21 protein-coding genes are annotated in these 20799 nt (G+C 66.2%); 17 read left to right on the top strand and 4 right to left on the bottom strand.

What is annotated here, in order from left to right; all coding sequences use genetic code 11:
• Nucleotides 1–21 precede the first annotated feature (21 nt).
• Genes ACYPYD_RS26890 through ACYPYD_RS26860 form a run of 7 tightly spaced genes read left to right on the top strand, consistent with a single transcriptional unit; the run spans nucleotide 22 to nucleotide 6563 of the window.
• Entirely contained in the window at nucleotides 22–798 is a 777-nt protein-coding gene (locus tag ACYPYD_RS26890; RefSeq protein WP_459666818.1) for a type-F conjugative transfer system secretin TraK, read from the top strand.
• Nucleotides 795–2144 (top strand): TraB/VirB10 family protein, encoded by a 1350-nt coding sequence (locus tag ACYPYD_RS26885; RefSeq protein ID WP_459666816.1) that lies wholly within the window; start codon nucleotides 795–797, stop codon nucleotides 2142–2144. Before ACYPYD_RS26890 ends, ACYPYD_RS26885 begins: the two co-directional genes overlap by 4 nt.
• 23 nt (nucleotides 2145–2167) lie before the next feature.
• A complete protein-coding gene (locus ACYPYD_RS26880) occupies nucleotides 2168–2818 on the top strand; it encodes a TraV family lipoprotein (protein WP_459666814.1) in 651 nt (216 codons plus the stop codon).
• Nucleotides 2815–5361: a TraC family protein gene (locus tag ACYPYD_RS26875; RefSeq protein ID WP_459666813.1), complete on the top strand. Its 2547-nt coding sequence runs from the start codon at nucleotides 2815–2817 to the stop codon at nucleotides 5359–5361. The genes ACYPYD_RS26880 and ACYPYD_RS26875 overlap by 4 nt, the downstream gene beginning before the upstream one ends.
• On the top strand, nucleotides 5358–5687 hold the full coding sequence (locus ACYPYD_RS26870) for a hypothetical protein (protein ID WP_459666811.1): 330 nt from the start codon (nucleotides 5358–5360) through the stop codon (nucleotides 5685–5687). Before ACYPYD_RS26875 ends, ACYPYD_RS26870 begins: the two co-directional genes overlap by 4 nt.
• Nucleotides 5684–5920 carry a hypothetical protein gene (locus ACYPYD_RS26865; RefSeq protein WP_459666810.1) on the top strand — a complete coding sequence of 79 codons (237 nt, stop codon included), beginning with the start codon at nucleotides 5684–5686 and terminating at the stop codon, nucleotides 5918–5920. Before ACYPYD_RS26870 ends, ACYPYD_RS26865 begins: the two co-directional genes overlap by 4 nt.
• Nucleotides 5910–6563, top strand: a complete 654-nt coding sequence (locus ACYPYD_RS26860; protein WP_459666860.1) for a conjugal transfer protein TraW — start codon at nucleotides 5910–5912, stop codon at nucleotides 6561–6563. The genes ACYPYD_RS26865 and ACYPYD_RS26860 overlap by 11 nt, the downstream gene beginning before the upstream one ends.
• 32 nt (nucleotides 6564–6595) lie before the next feature.
• On the opposite strand, the gene ACYPYD_RS26855 is transcribed toward ACYPYD_RS26860, so the two are convergent.
• Nucleotides 6596–7126, bottom strand: a complete 531-nt coding sequence (locus ACYPYD_RS26855) for a GNAT family N-acetyltransferase (protein WP_459666808.1) — start codon at nucleotides 7124–7126, stop codon at nucleotides 6596–6598.
• 15 nt (nucleotides 7127–7141) lie between these two features.
• The gene (locus ACYPYD_RS26850) at nucleotides 7142–7450 is read right to left on the bottom strand and encodes a type II toxin-antitoxin system TacA family antitoxin (RefSeq protein WP_459666806.1); all 309 of its coding nucleotides are present in this window, start codon (nucleotides 7448–7450) and stop codon (nucleotides 7142–7144) included.
• A gap of 99 nt (nucleotides 7451–7549) precedes the next feature.
• On the opposite strand from ACYPYD_RS26850, the gene ACYPYD_RS26845 reads away from it, so the two are divergent.
• The 7 genes from ACYPYD_RS26845 (at nucleotide 7550) to ACYPYD_RS26815 (ending at nucleotide 14240) form a co-directional block, all read left to right on the top strand.
• Nucleotides 7550–8566 carry a TraU family protein gene (locus tag ACYPYD_RS26845; protein WP_459666804.1) on the top strand — a complete coding sequence of 339 codons (1017 nt, stop codon included), beginning with the start codon at nucleotides 7550–7552 and terminating at the stop codon, nucleotides 8564–8566.
• A 137-nt stretch (nucleotides 8567–8703) separates the two neighbouring features.
• Complete coding sequence (locus ACYPYD_RS26840; protein WP_459666802.1) at nucleotides 8704–8892, top strand: hypothetical protein; 189 nt, start codon at nucleotides 8704–8706, stop codon at nucleotides 8890–8892.
• Nucleotides 8889–10820 (top strand): hypothetical protein, encoded by a 1932-nt coding sequence (locus ACYPYD_RS26835; RefSeq protein ID WP_459666800.1) that lies wholly within the window; start codon nucleotides 8889–8891, stop codon nucleotides 10818–10820. Before ACYPYD_RS26840 ends, ACYPYD_RS26835 begins: the two co-directional genes overlap by 4 nt.
• Entirely contained in the window at nucleotides 10817–11911 is a 1095-nt protein-coding gene (traN, locus tag ACYPYD_RS26830) for a conjugal transfer protein TraN (RefSeq protein WP_459666797.1), read from the top strand. The genes ACYPYD_RS26835 and traN overlap by 4 nt, the downstream gene beginning before the upstream one ends.
• 37 nt (nucleotides 11912–11948) lie before the next feature.
• A complete protein-coding gene (locus ACYPYD_RS26825; RefSeq protein WP_459666795.1) occupies nucleotides 11949–12773 on the top strand; it encodes a type-F conjugative transfer system pilin assembly protein TrbC in 825 nt (274 codons plus the stop codon).
• Nucleotides 12745–13341 carry a S26 family signal peptidase gene (locus tag ACYPYD_RS26820; protein WP_459666793.1) on the top strand — a complete coding sequence of 199 codons (597 nt, stop codon included), beginning with the start codon at nucleotides 12745–12747 and terminating at the stop codon, nucleotides 13339–13341. The genes ACYPYD_RS26825 and ACYPYD_RS26820 overlap by 29 nt, the downstream gene beginning before the upstream one ends.
• The gene (locus ACYPYD_RS26815) at nucleotides 13338–14240 is read left to right on the top strand and encodes a conjugal transfer protein TraF (RefSeq protein ID WP_459666791.1); all 903 of its coding nucleotides are present in this window, start codon (nucleotides 13338–13340) and stop codon (nucleotides 14238–14240) included. The genes ACYPYD_RS26820 and ACYPYD_RS26815 overlap by 4 nt, the downstream gene beginning before the upstream one ends.
• Nucleotides 14241–14272: 32 nt before the next feature.
• Here ACYPYD_RS26815 and ACYPYD_RS26810 read toward each other — a convergent pair whose 3' ends face one another.
• On the bottom strand, nucleotides 14273–14671 hold the full coding sequence (locus tag ACYPYD_RS26810; protein ID WP_008827560.1) for a type II toxin-antitoxin system VapC family toxin: 399 nt from the start codon (nucleotides 14669–14671) through the stop codon (nucleotides 14273–14275).
• Nucleotides 14668–15036, bottom strand: a complete 369-nt coding sequence (locus ACYPYD_RS26805; RefSeq protein WP_459666789.1) for an AbrB/MazE/SpoVT family DNA-binding domain-containing protein — start codon at nucleotides 15034–15036, stop codon at nucleotides 14668–14670. The genes ACYPYD_RS26810 and ACYPYD_RS26805 overlap by 4 nt, the downstream gene beginning before the upstream one ends.
• On the opposite strand from ACYPYD_RS26805, the gene ACYPYD_RS26800 reads away from it, so the two are divergent.
• From ACYPYD_RS26800 to ACYPYD_RS26790, 3 genes are read left to right on the top strand one after another with little or no spacing between them, the layout of a single operon-like run.
• A complete protein-coding gene (locus ACYPYD_RS26800; RefSeq protein WP_459666786.1) occupies nucleotides 15023–15568 on the top strand; it encodes a hypothetical protein in 546 nt (181 codons plus the stop codon). The two genes, ACYPYD_RS26805 and ACYPYD_RS26800, sit on opposite strands and share 14 nt — an antisense overlap.
• 46 nt (nucleotides 15569–15614) lie before the next feature.
• Complete coding sequence (locus tag ACYPYD_RS26795; protein WP_459666784.1) at nucleotides 15615–17054, top strand: conjugal transfer protein TraH; 1440 nt, start codon at nucleotides 15615–15617, stop codon at nucleotides 17052–17054.
• Between the two features lie 8 nt (nucleotides 17055–17062).
• A complete protein-coding gene (locus ACYPYD_RS26790) occupies nucleotides 17063–20797 on the top strand; it encodes a conjugal transfer protein TraG N-terminal domain-containing protein (RefSeq protein ID WP_459666783.1) in 3735 nt (1244 codons plus the stop codon).
• Nucleotides 20798–20799: the final 2 nt, after the last annotated feature.

Here is a 20799-nt window from a genome sequence, read left to right as displayed (position 1 = left end):
GCCGCAGGTTCGCATAGAGACATGACGCACCTGGGCCACAGCGCGTGCTTTCGAGCAGTGCTTGCCCTGGTTTCCTCGCTCATCGTGCCCGCTCCGGCATCGGCCCAGAGCATCCAGGCACTGCCGGACCAGACCAGCCATATCCGTCTCTCCAATCGCGACATCAATCATGTCGTGTGCGAGGGCGGCGAGATCGAGGACGTCAAGTTCTCGGCCGAAAAGGGTCTCGCTGTCGAGAAGGGCGGCGCGGACGCCTGGATAAAGTTCCTGACGCGCGAGGTCGACGACGGCGGCCAGGTCACGCGGACCTATGTGACCCAGCCTGCAGAATTCTTCGTCACCTGCAACGGCGCGACGTACCCACTCTATGGCGAGCCCGCCGAGATCCCGGCGCAGACCGTGCAGCTTGTGCCCGGCGCCCGCCAGCGCGCACAGGCCAACAGCGATCTGCTCGCCGCGCTCGCCGACGAGGACCGCGCGGTTTCGGTGACGATGGCACTCCTTGACGATCATGTCCCGGCGACCTTCAGCGAAGTCGCGCCATCGGGCATGGCGGTACGGCTTTCATCGCTGCCTGCCCTTTCGCTTACCGAGCAGCGCCGGATCGCCATCGAAGGCACCGGGCTGTCCGCCTCGGAATATCGGCTGCAGGCCGGCGCGCCGATCGTGCTCGACGAGCGCCAACTGGTCGATGCCGGTCTCGGCGAGCGTATCTTCGCGATCACCCTCGATCGTGTGCGCCTCGCCGCCGGAGAAGCCGCCCGCCTCGTGGTCGTGCGCCGGGGAGCGGTTCAATGAACGGCGCGGACGACAAGGCAACGGGAACCTCTGAGCCGCGCTCGGCCTACCAGGCGCACCTGGCCGAACAGTCGGCGCGCGAAGGCGAGGATGCGCTGGCCCGTGCCGGGATTGGCGCATTCCTTGGCCTGCCCGACTGGAAGGCCAGGTGGGACCGGCTGTCCGCGAAGCAGAAGCTGCGCGCGCGGCAGTTCGCGGTCGCCGTCGCAGTCGGTGCGCTCGGTTTCGCGCTCTACCTGGCCTCGGGGCGCAAGGAAGAGGTGAAAAGCGCCGATCCCGCCGCCTCGCTCAATATGGGCGCGGGGCTGCGCGGCGACAGCCTCGAGGTGAAGCTGCGCGGCGATCTCAAGAAAGTGCTCGACGGCCAGCAGCTGCTCGGAGACCGGGTGAGCGCCATCGAGGAAGGCAAGGTGGTTCCCGGCAGCAAATCGGCTGCGGGTAACCAGAGCAGCGATGGCGATCTGCCGCCCGCACTCCCGGATACCGTTCCGGCCCTGCCCTATCCGCCCGAGACCGGCGACATTTCCGCAGACGCCGACAGATTGCCCGCACCGCCGACGGGTCCATCGGTATCCGCGGCGCCGCCCGCCCCGCCGGTCGAGAAGACGGTCGGCGCGATCGGCTCGGCGACCGGCGCGGTTATAGGCACGGGCGGCCCACAGGGCACCGCCGATGCCTCGGCGTCGTCCAAAAAAAAGAATCGGACGATCTATTTACCGCCTGGTTTCATGAAGGCGCGGCTCCTGACCGGGATCGACGCGCTGGCGAGCCGGGACGCCACGAGCAATCCCGAGCCGATCATCGCGAGGGTCCAGGCGCCGGCAGTCCTGCCCAATGAGGTCAAGGCGAACCTTGCCGGCTGCTTCGTCATCGGCAACGCCACCGGCAGCCTCGCCAAGGAGCGGGTGGAAATCCAGCTCGTCTCGCTGTCCTGTGTCGATTTCGACGAGCATTCTGTGGTCGATCAGCCGGTCAAAGGCTTCTTCGTCGACACCGACGGCAAGAAGGGGCTCTCGGGCAAGGTGGTGACCCGCGCCGGCGCGACGCTCGCCCGTGCCTTCATCGCCGGCACCATCAGCGGCATTTCGCAATCGGTCGAAAGTACGTTCGGCAGCACGTCGACCTCGGCGCTGGGCTCGGTGCGCACTCTCGATGCCGCGGACGCCGCCAAGACCGGAATCGCCGGGGGCCTTTCCAAGTCGTCGGATAAACTCACCGACTTCTACCTCGATCTCGCCCGGCAGGCGGGGCCCATCGTCGAGGTCGGCGCCGCCAAGGACGTCGTCGTGGTGATCCAGGAGGGCGTGACCCTCGAGATCAAGCCCGGCGCCGCCGCCAAATTCTGACCCTCGCCAACGGAGACAGGAACATGACCGTGCTACGTCCCGCCTTGCTGGCTCTCCCCCTCCCCCTCATCGGCCTGTCCCTGTCGGGCTGCGCTGCGGTCGGTTCGGTGATGTCGCCCTACAGCGAGAAGTTCTCCTGCAAGAACAGCGACCATGGCCAGTGCATCCATCCCGACCAGGCCTATGCCGACGCGCTGGCCGGAAGGCCGTCCAAGTCCGATCCGGCCGTCATCAACGATCGCAAGCTGCTCGACCAAGAAAAGGCGCACCCTATAGACGGGCGCACCCTGCCCGCTGCTCAACACGCCCCAGCGGCGCCCGCCTCCAATCGCCGGGGTACGAAGCTTCCTGCCGCCGCCCGACCCGCTGAGCCCAGCATCGGCGCAGTGGTCGAGAGCCCTGCCTCGCCAATGCTGCGCCCCTCGCGCACGGTGCGCACGCTGATCCTTCCCTATGCGGACAAGCAGCGGCCGGGCCGCCTCTATATGCCGCGCTACATCTATTCGATCGTCGACAGACCTGCTTGGGTTGTCGGCGACTATCTCGTCGAACCCGGCGGCCGGGTTCCCGCACCGCCCGTGCTGCGCACCACGCGCGAGAGCGATCCGGAAGAAGCCGCCGACCCATCTACCGGCGCGAGCCCCAAGGCTCTCGAACCGGAGAGCCGGCCATGAGCGCGAGGGATTCCCGAGGCGGTCTCAGCTGCCGGCGCCTGCGCGCTGCGGTGACGCGCGATGCCTATTCCGACTTCCTGCCAATGCTGGCCTGGGTCGAGGAGGAGGAAGCCTTCCTGTGCATCGACGATGGCTGGGGCCAGGCCTGGGAGCTCGTACCCGCCGCCTACATGTTCGCTCATGTCCAGCAGGCGCTGCTTGGGCTGCTCAATGTCCACTTCCCCGAAGGGACGGTGCTGCAGCTCATCACCTTCGCCGATCCCCTCATAGACCCTGCGCTCGATGCTTACCTCGACCTCAAGGTCCGGCCCGATCCGCTGGTGCAGGCCTCGGCGCGGCGGACCGCCGACTACCTGCGCGCCGGAACACGCGGGCTCGACTCCCTGCACGGTATCCCGGTGCGTGACTTTCGCCTGTTCCTCGCGGTGAAAACGCGAGTGAAGCTGGGCGCCGATCTGCGCCGGCAGGTCGAGGAGCAGCTGGCGAAGATGGGCATTCGCCGTCTGCCGCCATCGGAGCTTGTCAGTTTCTACCGGCGGATCTTCAACGGCGTGTTCGCGTCTGCGCCCGGCGTTTTTCTGCAGGACGGCGTCGGCGGCATGCCCGCGCCCTCGGTGGCGCGCCAGATCATCGAGGCGGGGCCCGACCTCTTTTTCGAGGGGCCGGAGGTTTTTCTCGGCAACCAGGTCGCGCGCTGCCTGACGCCCAAGGCGCCGGCGCGGCGCATCACCGCCGAGCGCGCCAACCGTCTCATGGGCGGAATGCGCGGAAGCGCGGAGGACAGCGACCAGATTGGCGGCCCGTTCCTCTCCTGTCTCACGGTGCTGTTCGACCATTCGCAGTTCGAGATTCACAAGCGCGCCCAGATCCTTTCCGCGCAGAAGGCAGCGGGCAGCTTCGCGGTCGAGGTGGGCAAGCAGATCGAGGAGATCGGCTGGATCCTCGACGAGGCCTCGAACAGCCGGTTCGTTTCGGTGATCCCGACGATGTGGGTGCTGGGCCGCGACAGCGGCCAGGCGCGCGACATGGCCGCGCGTGCCAAGCGGCTGTGGGAGTCCGAACCGCTGCCCTTCATGGTCCAGGAGGAGAGCTATCTGCTGCCGGTGCTGCTCGCCGCCAGCCTGCCTTTCGGGCTTTATCCCGAAAAGCGCACGCTGAAGCTGCTCGAGCGCGACTTCCGGATGCCAGTGAAAGCCGCGACGCTGATGGCGCCGGTGCAGACTGATTTTCGCGGGGGCGGGCGCCCGGCACTCCTCTACGTCGGCCGCAAGGGTCAGCTGATCACGCTCGACCTCTTCGATCCGCGGATCAACAACTACAACTTCATCGTCTCGGCCGAATCCGGCGCGGGCAAGAGCTTCCTGCTCAACAACCTGTGCCAGCAATATTACGCGCAAGGCGCGCTCATCCGGATCATCGATATCGGCGGCAGCTATAGGAAGCTCTGCACGCTGTGCTCGGGCCGCTACATCGACATCGGTGAGGAACGCCTTGTCCTCAACCCCTTCGACATGGGGCTCGCGCTCGATGGCGAGGACAAGCAGTCGGCGATCGCCATGGCGGTCGCGATCGTCGCGGAAATGGCGAATGCCGCAACCCGCAAACCCGTTACCACCTCGCAGTGGAATCTCCTCAAATCCGCTGTCCAGTGGACGGTCGATGGCGGACGCGGCGAGGACGGCATCGATGCGGTGCGCGAGTGGCTGGGCCGCTATCCCGAGAACGCTGTCTCGGATCTCGACCGCGTCGAGCATCTCGTGCCGGTCGCGCGCGAGCTCGCCTTCAACCTGCGCGATTTCGGGTCGGGGGGCGCCTACGGCCATTTCTTCAACGGCCCATCGACCTTCGACATCCGCAGCGACGAGTTCGTCGTGCTCGAGCTCGAACGGCTCAAGGCACTGCCGGACCTCTTCAATGTCATCGTCATGGTGGTGGTCAACGCCGTCACCCAGGAGCTCTATCTCTCCGACCGCGGTCGTCCTCGCTTCGTGCTATGCGACGAGGCCGCCCAGTTCATGACGCGCAGCGAGGGGCAGGATCTCTCGCGTCTCGCCGAGGCCTTCGGTCAGGGGTATCGCCGGGCGCGCAAATACCAGGGCAGCTTCGGCATCGTCCTTCAGAGCATGAACGATCTGACGCTCTTCGGCGGCACCGGCCAGGTGATCCTCGAGAACGCGGCGACGAAGTTCCTGCTGCAGGGCTCGACCTACGACAAGGCAGTCGACAACAAGATCCTCGACTATTCGGGCTTCGTCCTCGACCTCCTCAAATCGGTCCGCAACGCCAAGCCGAACTATTCCGAGGTGTTCATAGATTCTCCGCTTGGCCTCGGCATCGCGAGGCTCGTGGTCGATCCCTTCAGCTACTGGATAAACACCTCGGCGCCAGGCGAGGTCGCCGCCTTCGAAGCGCTGCTGCGCGCCGGGCGCAGCCCGCTGGAAGCGGTGTGCGAACTCGCCGGTGTCGACCCCGTGCAGATCCTGGGCGATGCGGGCCGGCAGGAGCGCCAGTGGGACGGTCAATCGGATGGGGCCTCGACATGACACGCGCGCCGTCCTCGCATCCCGACCAGCTGCTGCTCGACTGGGAGCAGGACCGGGCCGTGCAGGCCGCCATCGAAGCGCGCGTGACCCAGCGTGCGGAGGCTGCTGCCTTCCGCTGGCGGCTGCGGCTCGTCGCTATCGAAACCTTCATGATGGGCGCGCTGGTGACGATCGCCGGCATCGCGCTTCATCAGCCTTCCCTCTCCGCGCTGCGCGCCGGGATCATCGTCGCCGCCGCCTGCTTTGCGAGCGGCATGCTGCTGATCGGTCTTTCCGGCGCCTGCGGGAAGCTGGTGTCGCGGGTTCGGCAGTGGAGGCATCGGTGAACGGCCTCTTCTCCTCGACCCCAGGCCCTGGGCCTGTCCGCCTGATGGTCGGCAGCCAGGGTCTGCTGCTGGTGCAGTCCTGCATCGCCTGGCAGCTGCCCGGCGTACCCGATCGGTTCCGCCTGCTCGTCTTCATTACCACGCTCATTGCGAGTGCAGCGCTGATCCGCGCGGCGATCGGCGAGGATATCGATGGTGGTCAGCGTGGCTGGAGGCGTCGCCATGGTCGCTAGTTCTGTATGTCGTCATGCCCTGCGTAGAGCGGTATCGCTTGCCGCCATTGTCGCCACCCCGACGGCCGTCCTGGCCGCGACCAGCACCATCGGTCGCACCTGGCCCATCGCCGAACCCGACGCTCTGAGCGAGATCGAAGGCCAGGCCTTGCGCGTTCCCGATATGACGACGGCCTTCGGGCCGCGCGAACGCTGGTCGGCGATGAAGGCGGCGTCGCTCGGAATTGCCCGCGCGGATCGGACCCGCACGGTGGTCCCGTTCTACACGCTTGAGCAGGATATCCGGCTACCAGAGGGCAAACTGCTCTATGCGAAGGGCTTCAGCTTCAACCCGCTTGCCTATGTGTCGCTTCCCCAGCGGCTGATTGTCGTACACCCGCGCGAGCTCGACTGGGCGCTGCGCACCGCAAGGCCCGCCGATTTCATCCTGCTCGCGGCCGGCGACCCCGGCGATGCCGATGCGATCACTCTCGGCGAACGCCATGGCCGGACGCTGTTTCTACTCGAAGAGCGCGTCAAGGCGCGGCTCGGTCTGACGGCCGCGCCGGTAATCGTCGCGCAGGACGGCCAGAAGCTGGTGCTTACCGAAGTAGGCCTGGTTGAAGCGGACAGGGCCAAAATCGCGCGAAAGGCGCCGCGATGATTATCCTTATCGCCCAGAGGTTCGGCCGCGGATCAATGTCCGATCAGTTCGCGCAGCGTTGCGATCGGCAGGAACAGACGAAGGGGCTGCCCCGGAAGCTCCGCGAATCCATGTCGCAGATAGAAGTCCTTTCGCCGGGTGACCTGGACAGCATCTCCGCAATCGAGAACATCGATCAGGACCAGCGCTATTCCGACCGAGCGTTCGGCCTCGACGATGCGCCAGAGGCTGTCGACGAGCAGGTCACGACCAAGGCCCCTGCCCTGGACGCGCCGGTCGACGCCGATCATCGAAATGAAGACAGCCGGAATTTCTCCATGGCCGGGTCGCGACCTTGCATAACGTGCCGGCAGATCGCGGTACGCGATGGCCGAAGCGTTCTGGGCATAGAGGCCCAGCACCTGGCCCTGCCCACCGTCCAGGACGATCGTTTGCACATTCGCGGCGCGGGTCAGCTTGGCGGCGGCCCTGCGGAAGAAATTATCGACCTGACCGATGCCGCTTTGGAATGTCGAACGATCGTGCCGGGCGACATCGAGCGGCTCGGTAATGGGGCGGTGCATGCACCTGCGCGCCGTTCAGTTGGACAAGTAACGATCGCGATACTGGGCAAATCCACTGCGCATCGCCTCAGTCGGCTGAGGGGGATTCTCGAGGGCATCGAGCAGAGCGGCCGCGTCTTCTCCGCGAAGAACCGTCCGCTCCTGCGCCTCGATGACCTCGAGCGCGGCCTTGTAAGCCGCGTTCATGGCGAAAGTGGAACCATCGACGCCCGACACCGCCGCCGCGTACCGGATGGCCTCCTTGATGCGCGGCTTCGTCCGGAAGCTCATACGCTCGGTGGCGCGCTCGTCGATCTTCGAAGCAATATCCACGAACTTGTTCATCACTCTCGCCTTCGATCCATTACGAACCCAATGTACAAAAATTTGGCACGCATTTCGACGCCGCTAGGCAATGCTATGCGTTCCTGCCGCGTAGGAAAGATGGTCGCATTTCGATCGCGACGCGGCATCTTCGCTCTTGGCGCCGCCCTTGCGGCGCTGGCGATCGCCTCTCCCGCCCATGCGTCCAAATGCGAAGCGGGCACGGTGTTCAACCCGATCACCAAAGTGCGCTGGAACTGCATCTTCCCGATCACGATCGGCGGCGTGAAGGTCGGCCCCAGTGAGCCGCTCGGCAAGGCGCTCGATGCCCAGTCGGCGTCCAAGCCGCTCTGCGCCTGCCGCAAGGGCGTGACCTTCTGGTTCGGGGTGAAAGTCAGCTTCTGGTCCCCCAACCGCATGGTCGATGTCGTGACCGAACCGGGCTGCATGATGGCGCTCGGCGCGGACATCATGCCGACCGGAGGCAAGCTGCAGGGGAGCCAGAGCAGCCTCGCCGACGGCACCAACACGCGCAAGATGTTCGCGCAGATGCACTACTACATCTCGCCGGTCTGGAAGATGCTCGACATGTTCACCGACCTGCCGTGCATCGAGGACGACGGCTTCGACGTCGCCCTCATCACCGAGGTCCTGCCGACTTGGCAATCGGCGACGCTGGGCGCGATCATCCAGCCCGAGGCGATCCTGTTCGGCAATCCGGCCGCGGGGCTTGCCTGCATGGCCGACAGCGCCGCCGCAGCCGCGGGCAAGGTCGTCGATCCGCTGTTCTGGTGCATGGGCTCGTGGGGCGCGACCTATCCGGTTGCGGGCGACATTCATTTCGGGGACAGCGTCGAGGCCTGGGCGGGGCTTGCCGCGCGCGGCCTGTTCATGATGGGGCGGCTCGGCGCGCTCACCATCAGTTCGGCCGACGGCTGCTCCTTCATCCCCCAGCCGGTGTGGACCAAGAGCCGCTACAAGTTCCAGCTGATGGAGCCGGTCAAGGGCGGCAGCTGCGTCAATGTCGGCCGGCCCGGTGCGCTCTGGACCAGCGCGAAGCATGCGCCCGGCAAGGACAACGCCCAGTTCATGCTCTTCGAAAAGACGATCTGCTGCGCCGGAGTATCGACGCCGTGAGCAGGTCGCCTTCCGACAACCGCGTGAAAACGCCCGGGATCAGCCGGTGGCCTGCCCGTCAGCCCCTCAGCCCGGGCGTTTCCATCGCGGTCAGACCGGCGCCGTTTCCCCCCTGCGGTGTCGGTCGGGCGGTCGGCGTGGCCTTCAACACAGACGATGGACAGGCGGTGCTCCCCTCCTCGCCGTCTGTCGTCGCGGCCACGCTGACCGTCTTCGAGGGGCAAGCCGTGTTCAGGGCCGAGAGGCCGCTCAGCGACGGCGACGTCCCGCTGTTTCGTTTGCCTCGCGGCTCGCGCGGCGTCGTTCCAGGCGAGATCCAGCCATGAAGGCGCGCGCCCTGGTCCTTGTCACGGTGCTCGGGCTTTGCGCGCCGCTGGACGCGCAGACGCCGGAGGACCGCGCCCGCGCCGCGGCCGCCGCCGCGCGCGCCAAAAGCTCTGAAAGCGATGCGCTGCTCGATAACTACGTGACGCCGGTTATGGCGGGCCGGAGCATCACCACGGTGGACTCCTCCAAAGCGTTCACTCCCGATCTCGCCTGCCAGAAGACCGCGACCTATCTGGAACTGCTCGCTCAGCCAGGCGCCACCGGCGATATCGCCACGCTCCGCATTTCGCGGGACAGCGATCTCGACGGCAGCTTCGACGAGGCGCTGACGGTGCCCGTCGTGACCTCGGGCATCTGCGCGAACGGGATCATCTCCTGCACCCCGGGGACGTGGGATGCCTGCCGGTTCTTCCGCTGGGACACCGCGACTTCGGGAGCGCTCAAGCTCAGCGAGGTCGATCTGACCGAGCTTGCCGGCTGTTACTGCGTCAACAACAGCTGCGGCAGCAACCTGGCGTGGGGCAACATCGCCTCGGTGCTGAAGGACCTCGGTGGCGGCGTGGTCGGCGCGCTCACCACGTCGGACGCCCGCATCGCCATTACGCAAGCGTCGATCGATGGGCCGGTCATCCGTTACACCGGCGCCCAGACGACCTCGTGCACAGCGCAGTCCGATGTCGGCGCCGCCGCGTACAAGAGCAATCCCGGCGCCATCTCCAGCGACGCCGCCGCCGCCGCGCAGGCCAGCAGCGTGTTCCAGGCGCTCGCCGCCTCTTCGACCGGCACCGGCACTTCCGAGGTCAGCCGCAGCTGCACCATCACCCGGCAGATCGCCCAGGAAGAAATAACAACCGAAAAGGTCATCGACCGGATCGCAGGTGGCTATGCGACGTCCGTCACGGGCACCGGGAACGTCACCTTTCTCATGGGCTCGCCGTCCGACAACAGCCTCACGGGCGGATCCTGCTCGATCTTCGACTTCCACATGACGCTGCGGGTAAAGGACACCGATCGCCTGCGACAGGTTCTGCTCACCCGCTTCGGCGCGGATGACTGGGCGCAGATCCGTGTCGACGGCGAACTGATGGGTTCCGGGCCGCAGACCTGGACCGGAACCGGATTGCCGCCGGGCAAGTGCGAGAAGAAGGGCGCTTTCTACCTGAACCCCGCGCTCGACCTGACCTCGCGGATGACACAGGGCGACCACGACATCTGGCTGCGCGTCGCAGTCGCCGAGGGCGGCGAAGCCTATGCCGCGATCGAAGCGAGCGTCGATACCGGATGCAAGACGAGCGAGCAGCTTGTCGATACCTGTTCCGGCTATGGGGCAAACGATGCCTGCCGGCTGCAGGATGACGTGGTCGACGGGGTCACGACGTTTCGCGGCGGCGTCAACACCGGCCTCTCGCCGCTGCCCCAGACGCGGGTATTCGGAACCGGCGCCTGCACCGCGCAGATCGCCCGCGACTTCTTCCTGCGCGAGCGCACCTACCGGTGCACCGTCGATCTGGGAGCGGCGGCCCAGCCCGATCTCTCGCGCGGCGCCTATATCATCGATCACTCGGCCGAGACCCTGCTTGCCGACCGGTTGGCGAACGCCGACGGCAGCTACCGCCTCACCACCCGCAGCTTCTCCATGCCCGATCGCGGCAGCGTCAGCGCCTGCGAGCCGATCTGCAAAACCCGCAAGGCGCAGGCGAACACGGCAGTCGCCCTCGATGGCGTGACCGGTTCGAAGCAGACCGATCCGACAGGCTGGGACTATTACTACCGCACCTGCCAGGACAGCAACGTCTGCCCGGCCGGGGAAGGCGAGGACCTCGTGGAGGGCTGCGGATGCCTCGATGATTTTCCCGAAGCGGCGGTGATGATGCAGTCGGTGCGCCTCGGCGGGGCGGACATGGTCTGCACGAGCAGCGTGCGATGAGCGCCGCGCGGTCCCACCTTGCAGCAGCCGTGCTGCTCATCGCCAGCGTGCTGTTGCTTCCGGCGAGCGCCGCCGCCCAGCAGCTTTGCGCGGCCGATCTCGACGGCAACGGCGATGCGGCCGACGAAGGCGAGACGGCCGCCTGCCATCTGACCGCTTCGGGTGGGTGGATGTGTCCGATCGGCCAGACGACGTGCGAGGCGGACACGGCAGGCGCGCTCCATTGCCCGCTCGGCGATCAATATGCCTGCGAGGTTCCCGCGAGCGGCGGCGCGGCCGCCTGCTCTGCCAACCCCTGCATCGACACCGGTGCCAATCCCGTCGTCGAGGAAGCCGCGCTCGGCGATCCCGGTGTCGAGGCCGATGGCGAGGTCGATGCGGACGGCAATTGCCTGGGTACGATCGAGATATTCTCGGGCCGCGCCGCGCGCTGTCGTCCCGCAGGTCTCAGCACCACATTCCAGAACTGCTGCAAGGACAAGGGCAAGATCGTCAAGGACGGCATGGGTGGTTCGATCTCGTCGATCTCGACCAAGATCGCCGTCGCCAAGGGCGTCTTCACGGGCCTCAAGGCGGCCTACACCGCATTCAAGGCGGGGGCGACCGCGAGCCAGGCGGCAAGCGCAGGCGCCAATGCGATCATCGTCGGCATCGATCCCACCTCGATCGCGATCAGCCTGGCCGTCAATTTCATGATCGAGGTGCTGCTGCAGGGCTGCGACCAGGAGGACATGGAAGTGGGCATGCTGCACGGCTCGGGAATGTGTCATGAGGTCGGCAGCTATTGCTCGTCGAAGATTCTGGGCATCTGCGTGCAGAAGGCGAAAGGCCACTGCTGCTTCAACACCAAGCTCGGCCGCATCATCCAGGAACAGGGGCGCCCGCAGCTCAAGAGCTTCGCCGAGAAGGGCTGGGGCACGGCGAAGAACCCTTATTGCCGCGGCTTCACCGCGGAAGAATTCCAGGCGCTCGATTTCAGCAGGATGGATCTCTCCGAATACTACGAGGAGATCGAAGCGCGCGCGCAGAGCGAAATCCAGATCGACATGAAGGACAAGATCGATGCCTATATGCAGACGATCAGCAACTAGGCGCGGCCTGCTCGTGGCCTGCCTTGCCTGTGCGCCCATGGGCGCAGGCGCAAGCGAGCCGCCCGCCGCGACCGTGCAGGCGCAGCCGGAGAGCGCCCGCACGCGGATCGAGGACCAGGGTGCGGACGCCATGGAGCGCGTCAAGCGCGTCGCCGGCAAGGCGAAGGCCACCGCGGTCCCCTCGCCCGTTCTGACCGCGAAGCCAGACACCGCCACGCAGCGCCGCGCCTTCGAGGGTTTTCGCCGCGGCAAGACGGATCCTGCCATGGTCAAACGCGCGGAAAAAGATGTCGCGGCGGCGCGCGAAGCGCTCGCCGCCGAGCGGGAAGCTGCCGGTCGCCGGGTCGCGCAGGCGCTGGGACTGGAACAGCCCGAAGCCGCGGCGCTGGCCGGCGTGGTCTCCGCTGGTGGTGAGACGCGCTGGGTGCCGGTGCTGTTCGTGTCGTCCGCCATGCCGGTCGCGACGCTGCGGACTTATGCGGGCCAACTCGAGCGTGCCGGCGGCGTCATGGCGTTTCGGGGAATGCCAGGCGGGATGCGGAAGGTCGCGCCGATGGCGAAATTGTCGGCGGCGATCCTGCGCATCGATCCGGGCTGCGAAGGGCCCGGCTGCGCCATGCGTAACGTGCAGCTGATCGTCGATCCGCTGGTCTTCCGCCAGCATGGCGTCACCCGGGTGCCGGCACTGGCGATGGTCCCCGGCGATCCCACCCGGCCCTATTGCGAGCGTGACGAGGTGCCCCTGCGGCCCGCGCATCTCGTGTTCGGCGACGCGGCGCTTACCGGGCTGCTCGAGGAATATGGCCGCCTCGGCGGCGAAAAGGAGGTGCGGGATGCTCTCGCTCGCCTGGCGCGCCGGTAAGCGGCTTTATCGTGATGGGAGGGATCTGCCGCTACGCGCCGCCGTGGCGCTCGGCGCCAGTGGTCTTGGCCAGCCGGCGCGCCCCGCGCAGCTGCTCAAGGCTTACGGTATCGTACTCCCGATCGGTCTCTTCGCATGGTGGGCGATGCCCCACATGACGCTGGTGATGACCCCGTCGATCGACGCCTGGGTGGTGCATCGCGCGCCCGGCCCGATCGGGCGCGGCGATCTCGTATCGTTCATGCTGTCAGACCCGGTGGCGGGTCCAAGGCCCGTCAACGTCACCAAATATGCGCTGTGCATGCCGGGTGAGCCGATTGTCATGATCGAGAAGGCCGTTCGCCTGGGCCAACCCGGCAATGGCTGGTACTATTGCAACGGCCGCCTGATGGGCGTCAGCAAGCCGATCGGCCGCGGCGGCAAGGTGCTGACGCACTGGCGCCCGGGCATCACGCGCATTCCCGATGGCATGATCTTCGTCGGCTCCCGCCATCCCGACGGATACGACAGCCGCTATTACGGGCCGGTCGCGATCGATCGTCTGACGCGAATGGAGAAGCTGCTGTGAGACGGCAGCTTGCCCTCGCCGCAGCCCTTTTGCTGCCTACCCAGGCAGTGCAGGCGCAGGCCTCCGTCGGCGCAGGCGCGCAGAGCGGCACCCGCGGCTACTGGTGGTATGAGGCGCCGCCCAAGGTGGAGGAGGCCGGGGGCGAGGAGGAGCAGCCCGATCCGGACGCGCTTGTAAAACCGGTGATCCCGCCGATGGCGGAGCTCGCGACCTGGACCCCGCCGAAAATCCGCACGCTGATCGAACAGCAGCGCGACTATGCCGCCACCGTGCTCACCGTCGAGGCCGTATCGGACTTCTGGCGGCTGCAGGACTTCGCGCGTCGTAAGGCCCGCGCTTTCGCAGGCGTCACCCAGCTCGCCATGCTCACGCATCCCGAGCTCAATGCGAGGGCGGCGAACCCGATGGTCGGCGAGGCGCGCGATGTGCTCGGCGCACACAAGGATCAGCTGCGCCGCCAGTATCTGCGCTCGAAAGCGAGCGAATTCGCGCTCGTCATGTTCGCGCGCGCGTCCTGCGGCTATTGCCGCGTGCAGTGGCCGATCGTCCAGCGCTTCCAGGACGAGATGGGCTGGCAGGCAAGCCTCGTGGATCTCGACCGCAAGCCTGAACTGGGGCAGCGCTTCGGGGTCGAGGTCACGCCGACGACCATGGTCATTCGCCGGAACAGCGCCCAGCGCATGGTCATCGCCGCCGGGGTCGAGACTTACCCCAACATCGCGCAGATGGCCTACCAGGCGGTGCGGCTGCTGAGCGGCGACATCCGGCCAGAGCAGTGGCTGACCGCCGCGGGCGAGGAAAATGGTTTCTTCGATGCACTCGCCAACGGGCCGGTTTCCGCGGCCGATCCGCGCGGCACCGGTCGTGAATTGGCCGATCCACCGGGTGTGCGGCCATGAGCCCCTGGCGCGCGGCCGTGACCGCTGGACATTCAGGATGGCAGAAGCACCGCTTCGCCCTGGTCCTTCAACAACGCGATCGCCTTGCGATCGAACGAGACGAAAGTCTCGCCGCCAAGCCATTTGCCCTCGTGCGCGATCGCGCCGTCGCCAAAGTCGCCGCCTGCCTCCAAGAGCGCCAGCCCGGCCTCGACCGCGCCAAGATCCGTCTCGACATTGTCTGCGTGAACAAGCGCGCGCATGGATCGCGCGATGTCGGACCTTGCGAAACCATAGGCCCGGCTCAGCACCCAGACGAATTCGCACAGCGCCGGGATCGGTATGGCGACGAGCGTCGCCTCAGCCAGCAAGCGCTGGGCGATCGGCGCCTGCACCGGATCGTCCTCGGTCACCGCCCGGACGAGGATATTCGTATCCGCCGTGATTTTCACAGGTCGCCGGCCCAGCCCTGCTCGATCGCAGCGTTCATGTCCTCGATCGATACAGGCTTCTGCCCGTCCCGCTTCAACATCCCGAAGGCCTCGGTGATCTTGCCCTTCGGGCGAGCGACTTCGACCTCGAGCCGTCCATTGGGCAGCTTGTGGATCGTCAGCTTGGCCCCGGCATGGACGCCCAGGTGCTGCAACAGGTCCTTGCGCAGCGTGATCTGCCCCTTTGCAGTTACCGTCAGGGTCGTATCCCTCGCGGGTACTTTGAGAGCCGTCATCGCAGGATTCCTTTCTACCGCCCGAAAGGTAATGCTAAACTCCATTACCTGCAAGCCACTGCTGGCCACGGTCACGATGACGATGGCCACTCCAGCCGACGCGCAAATCCGCCCGACCCCGGCGATGCGTGCAGCCATCCATCCGGTATCGACGGTCCGGGAAATGGAAGCGTGGCTTTCGCGCGCACCGCTCACCCGTGACTTTCCACCGGACTTCGCTGTCATGCTGCGCAGCCAGGCGTCGCTTTACGTGATCGAGATCACCACTGCTCCGGGCTGCGTTCCGTGCGGTGACCTCTGGACCAAGCTGGTGCAATTTCGAGGCCGCTTTGGCTGGCGGGTCCAGACCATCGACCAGGAGGAGGCGAGATTGCGATCGGGGAGGCTTGGCCTGCCCTGGGTTGGACATCCCGTCGCCTGGGTGCGTCCGCTTGGCGATCCTGGCCGCATGGTTCCCATCGCGATCGGAACCGATCACGAAGTCAACATCGCGCGCAATGCCTGGCTTGCCGCCAGGATGCTCACCGGGGCCAGAGCTGCCGTCGGCGTGCGCGCCATGTCCAGGTTCACAGGGATCGTCGGCGTGAGGGCGCCGGTCTCCTCCAACCCGAAGGGACGCTGATCATGGCGGGGCTGCGTCACCTTTCCACCTCACCGGGATGCCCGCAATGGATTTCGATCTACGTCGACTGAAACGTCGCGCTTCTGCCTACCTGCTCTTCCTGGTGGTCGCATCGTGTGGCCACGCGGTCCCCGCGCATGCGCAGAGCTGGGCAGAAAGCTGGTTCGACAATGTCACCTACACTGCTCCCGGAAGCTTCGAGGACCAGACCCGCGGTTATGTGACCGCGGGCGGGATGTCGGGCCGGGTCGACGTCCATGACGACTATCTCATGAGCCTGACACTGCCCAAGGTGAAGGCGGGCTGCGGCGGCATCGACATGTTCCTCGGCGGTATGTCGTTCCTCGATCCGGAATACCTCGTCGAGAAGCTGGAAACGATCCTCCAGGCAGCCCCTGCGGTCGCCTTCCAGTATCTTCTGGAAACCCTTGACGAGAAAATGGGCAATATAATTTCAAAAATGGAAGCGGCGACCAATTACCTGAACTCGATCCAGGTGAACGACTGCCGCCTCGCCAACCGCATGGTCCAGATCGCCAAGGGCGACGACAACATGTCGGGGATCGTCGAGGAGATGACCGGCTACAAGTCGATCCGCGAGGGCTACGCCAATAACTGGCAGCAGAGCCGCGAGAAGATCCAGTCGAACAAGGGCAACCCGACCGAGGATCTGAAGGACGCGCTCGAGAATTGCCCGGCGGAAGTGACCGAGATCTTCAGGACCGGCTCGCTCCTTGCCCACGCCGCCGCCAGGGTCGGCGCCTCCGACTGGGCGGGCGTCATGCGGGCCCGGGTCGGCGACGTCTACATGCGCTGGGATGCGAACGACAAGGTACCGGTCTTCTCCGCCATCCCCGCCTGCCCGCGCCAGGATACCGAGAGTGCCGACGATTTCCTGACCGGCCGCGTGCCGACCCGTGCGCTCAACATTCCCGCCACTGCCTCGGACTGCTCGGTGAACGGGAGCGGGCGCGGCGCGCTGGTGCTGGCCCGCGAGAAGATGGAATCGGTCGCCGCGAAGATCCGCACCCGCTCGGCGCTGACGAGCGAGGAGAAGCAGTTCGTCGCCAACGTGCGCACCCTGCCGGTCTATCGTCTGCTCGAATGGGGCGTGCGCCAGGGTCTTACCGACAGCGTCATTGCCGACACCGACGAACTGGTGGCGCTCACCCTCGCCTACCAGATGCTCAACGACCTGACCCGCTCGATCGACTTCGCCCTTCAGAACGCCGAGCGCGGCGTCACCACGGCGGGTGCGGCCGATGCCGAGAACACGAACGTGTGCCAGACGCGGATTCTCACCAAGGGTATCGAGCAGCTTCGCGAACTCCGGGACGAGGTGCTGCGCCAGCGCGCGCAGATGCGTCAGTCCTACATGGCAGCCATGAACCAGGCGAACCTGTCGGCAAGCTACGCCGGGGTCGTGCGCCAGCGCGACCGCGACGCCCGCGATGCCGCGGGCGCGAATGCCAATCGTAATCGGTGAGGCCCGCCATGCGCTCCTTCCTTCGCCTGCTGATCGTCCTCGCCGGCTCGCTTTTCGCGACGCCCGCGCTGGCGATCGATTCCAGTTACTACACCTGGGACGGCTTTTCCGAGACCGTCGATGCCTTTCACCTGATCGCGATGATCTTCGGCGATCCGCGCTATGAGACGCTGGTGGTGATCATCGCGGTGGCAGGCATCGCCTTCGGCGCGGTGATCGCCAGCATCCGGGGCTCGGGAATGGGTCTTGTCGCATTCGGCTTCCAGATGCTCGTCGGCATCGGCCTGTTCGCCGGGATGATCGCCACGACCGGCACGGTCCATGTCTACGACCGGGTTCGCAACGCCTACCAGCCGGTAGGCGATGTTCCCAATCTCATCGTGCTGGTCGCGGGCGTCACCAATCTGATGGAGCGGGCGCTTGCCGAGACGATCGACGACAATACCACCGATCCCAATGCCAAGCTGGAGTTCGGAGCGGGTGGTCACGCGTTCGACCTGTTCCTGAACGCGGTGTCTCCGCGCAGCCCGATGGTCGACACCTTCCTCGATGCGACGGTGAAGGACTATGTGCGCCAGTGCTATCCGGTGGCGCGCGTCTCTCCGGCGTACGGCGTCGACGACGACCAGCTCTTCCGGACCTCGACCGACCTTCCCGCCTCTTTCGCGGCGATGGCTGGACCGGCCACCTTCTCGACCGTGTTCACGGCGAGCGACAAGGCGGGAAAGACGGTGAGCTGCGAGGCGGCGTGGAGCCACATTTCCGAGCGCCTGTCGGATTCCACGCTGTTCGATGCCTACAGCGATCAGGTCTGCGCGCGCACAGGCTTCGACGTGACCCAGACGGCCCAGCGCGATCGCTGCCGCCAACAGATCGACGGCCTGGGCGAATTGATGCTGGGGCAAGCGATGAACCGGCAGAAGTTCCTCACCAACATCCTGCTCGGCCAGACCGTGGGCGACGTCCTGTTCGAGGATTCGCCGGCGGCGACCGCACGGGTGATGGCCAACCGCGCGATCGAGTCCAACGGGCTCGCCACGCTCTCGACGGCCAACGAGTGGATGCCGACCATCCGCGCCTCGGTCTTCGCGATCATGCTGATGATGATGCCGATTGCGCTGCTCTTCATCCTGACGCCGATCAACCTTCGGGTCGCGAGCTTTGCGCTTGGCCTCTTCGTCTTCGTCGCGCTGTGGGGCGTGATCGATGCCGGCATCTACCAGCTGACCCTCGGCCGCGCGATGGACGTTCTGGCCGAACTGCGCGCGACCAGTGTCGCCGCCGACAGCTGGATCCTCGCGCCCTCGGCGGCGATGAAAGCACTCGCGATCTTCGGCTCGTTCCGTACTGCTGCCGCTGGCCTGGCGGGCGCGTTCGTGTTCACGGTGTTCCGCTTCTCGGGCAACATGTTCACCGCCTTCACCTCGGGCATGCTCGGGGTCCAGAGCCAGGGTAGCATGGCAGCGGCCACTGTCGGGACCAGCGAGGGCTACGCCTCGGCGCTTGAAGCGCAGGCGTCGGCGAGCGGCACGGCTGCGCGGCGATCGGCGTCCTCCGGGTTCGGCGACTTCGGCGAGCGCAGCAGTTTCGGTCTCGACCGGGCATTCGCCTCCTCCGGTACCGTGCTCGGCGAACAGGGCGGCGGAGCGAGCGGCACCGCCGCATTCGGGCTTGGGCGGACCGACGCCGCGCGCGAACTGGGCGGCCTGTCCCCTGCCCTCCTTGGGCGGGACCTCGGCGATCCGGCGACGGCCCGCGTCGTTCGCGCCAATGCGGCGACATCGGCCATCCATAACTTCGCCCAGGGCGATGCCTTGCGAAAGCTGGGCACGACGTATTTCGGGGAAGGACAGCCGGGCGAGCGGGCCTTTGCCGCCTTCGCTCAGAACATGGTGCAGTGGAAGGCGTTCGGCGACAGCCAAGCCTACGAGATGATGCAGTCGGGCGCGCAGCGGCATTTCGAGCGTAGCGGCTATGACGCCAAGGACGCAGCGCTCAAGGCTTCCACCGTCATTGCCCAGGCAGGGGCCGATCCGACTTTCGCCAAGCTGACCGCCAACGCCTTCGAGCAGGACCAGATGCTGCGCAACGACCTCACCGCGGCTGAGACGCAGGTCGGCGCGATGGAGGGACGGCGCGACTACGCGGGGAACCGGGTCGCTGCCGTCGAGCGCGGCAATGTCGCGACCGAGCAGGCGCATCGCACCGGCGGCAATCAGGGCCAGCGCCAGGCAGCCGCTATGCTCGGGCTGTCCGTCACCGAAACCAGCCGCCGCATCGGCTTTATCAACGCCCTCTCGGGAGAAGCGCGATCGACGGCGATCAGCCAACTCGCGCGCGCGACCGGGCGCAATGAGGCGCAGGTGCTGCGCGCGCTGGAAAGTTACAGTGCCGCCGTTCAAGTCGGGACCGCCGATGGCGCCAGCGCAGAAGCGGCGCGCGAGGGTACGAGCGTCTATGGACGCACGCGCGAGGCCGCGGGCTACGACTTCGCCGAGCGCTCGGGCAAGCTCGACGCCCAGCGCGAGATCGGGCTCGACGGGGCGCGCGGCAACGCGCAGATCGGCGAACAGCGACGGCAGGCGGACAATGCCGGTTTTGCCGAAGGCGCCGCGGCTGCGGGCGTTTCCGTGCGAGAAGCCGCGCGTCTCGATTCCTTCATCCGCGCGCTTGCCGGGACCGCCGGTAACCAGGTCGACATGACCGAGGGCGGCGCGGAAGGTATCGCCGATCGTGCGCGCAACGAGCGCCTGACCGGGATCGTCGAGCGGGAACGCCTCACCCGCACCCAGCAGCTGCTGCGCGCGCATGGTGTCGAGATGTCGAAGCGCCACATCGCCATGGACCAGAATGGCGATGTCAGCCTCAATCTGACGCCCGAACTTGCAGCGCAGATGTGGCGCGGTGGTCTTGTCAACGAAAGCCAGCTTGGCGCCATAGCCAATGGCGGCCATGCCCGCTTCAGTTTCGCGCACAACGATCTGCTCGTTTCCAGCAGCACCGGATTTAGCCAATCGGCCCGTAATGACACCAGCACGCGCTTCGAGGCCGGCAAGCAGGCGGGCCCCGACACGATCGAGCACTTCCTGGGCAGCGGCAAGGAAGGGCAGGCGGCCATGGCCAACTGGCTGCGCGGCGGGTTCGAGATGGATCGGCGGGGCAATTGGCGGCTGAAGCCGCAGGTAGCCGATACGCTGGAACGCGATGTCACAGCGATCATCGCGCAGACCGGGTGGCAACGGTCGCTTTCTCGAAACGCCGAACATCAAACCTCTGATAGCCAAAGCGTTTCTGGAAGTTTGACGGCCTCAGCGACCCGCGGTCTTGGATCGCAAAACAACGGCCAAGCAAAGGGCGCGGGCGGTGCGACGGGATCGCTGAGCGCAAAACTGGACGCGAATATTGTCGATCGAGGAAGCGCGTCGGTTTCCGCGCGATCTTCGATTGACGTCGTGAACTATGATGTTCGCGAAGCAATCGCATCTGCAGAAAAGGCATCAGCTAGGTCTAGTCGTCCAGAGGAGACGTTTGCGCGAGAGCTTGGGCAGCAGGTGCTTGGGAGTGAAGGGCTGCGTAACCGCTATTTGAAACAAGCAGACGCCGGTCGCGGCGTAGTAGATCTAACGGGTCCGATCGTCTCGATGGAGCAGTCTTCGATCCTGAGTTCAGGTAGATTGCTATTGGATTGGGAGGATGGCCCAGCGGATGGGGATTCGAGCTTCAAAGAGCGGCGCGATCCATAATG

Source organism: Novosphingobium sp. 11B (genome assembly GCF_054589055.1).
Note: the sequence above shows the minus strand (reverse complement) of the source record. Positions and strands in the feature narration are given on the sequence as shown.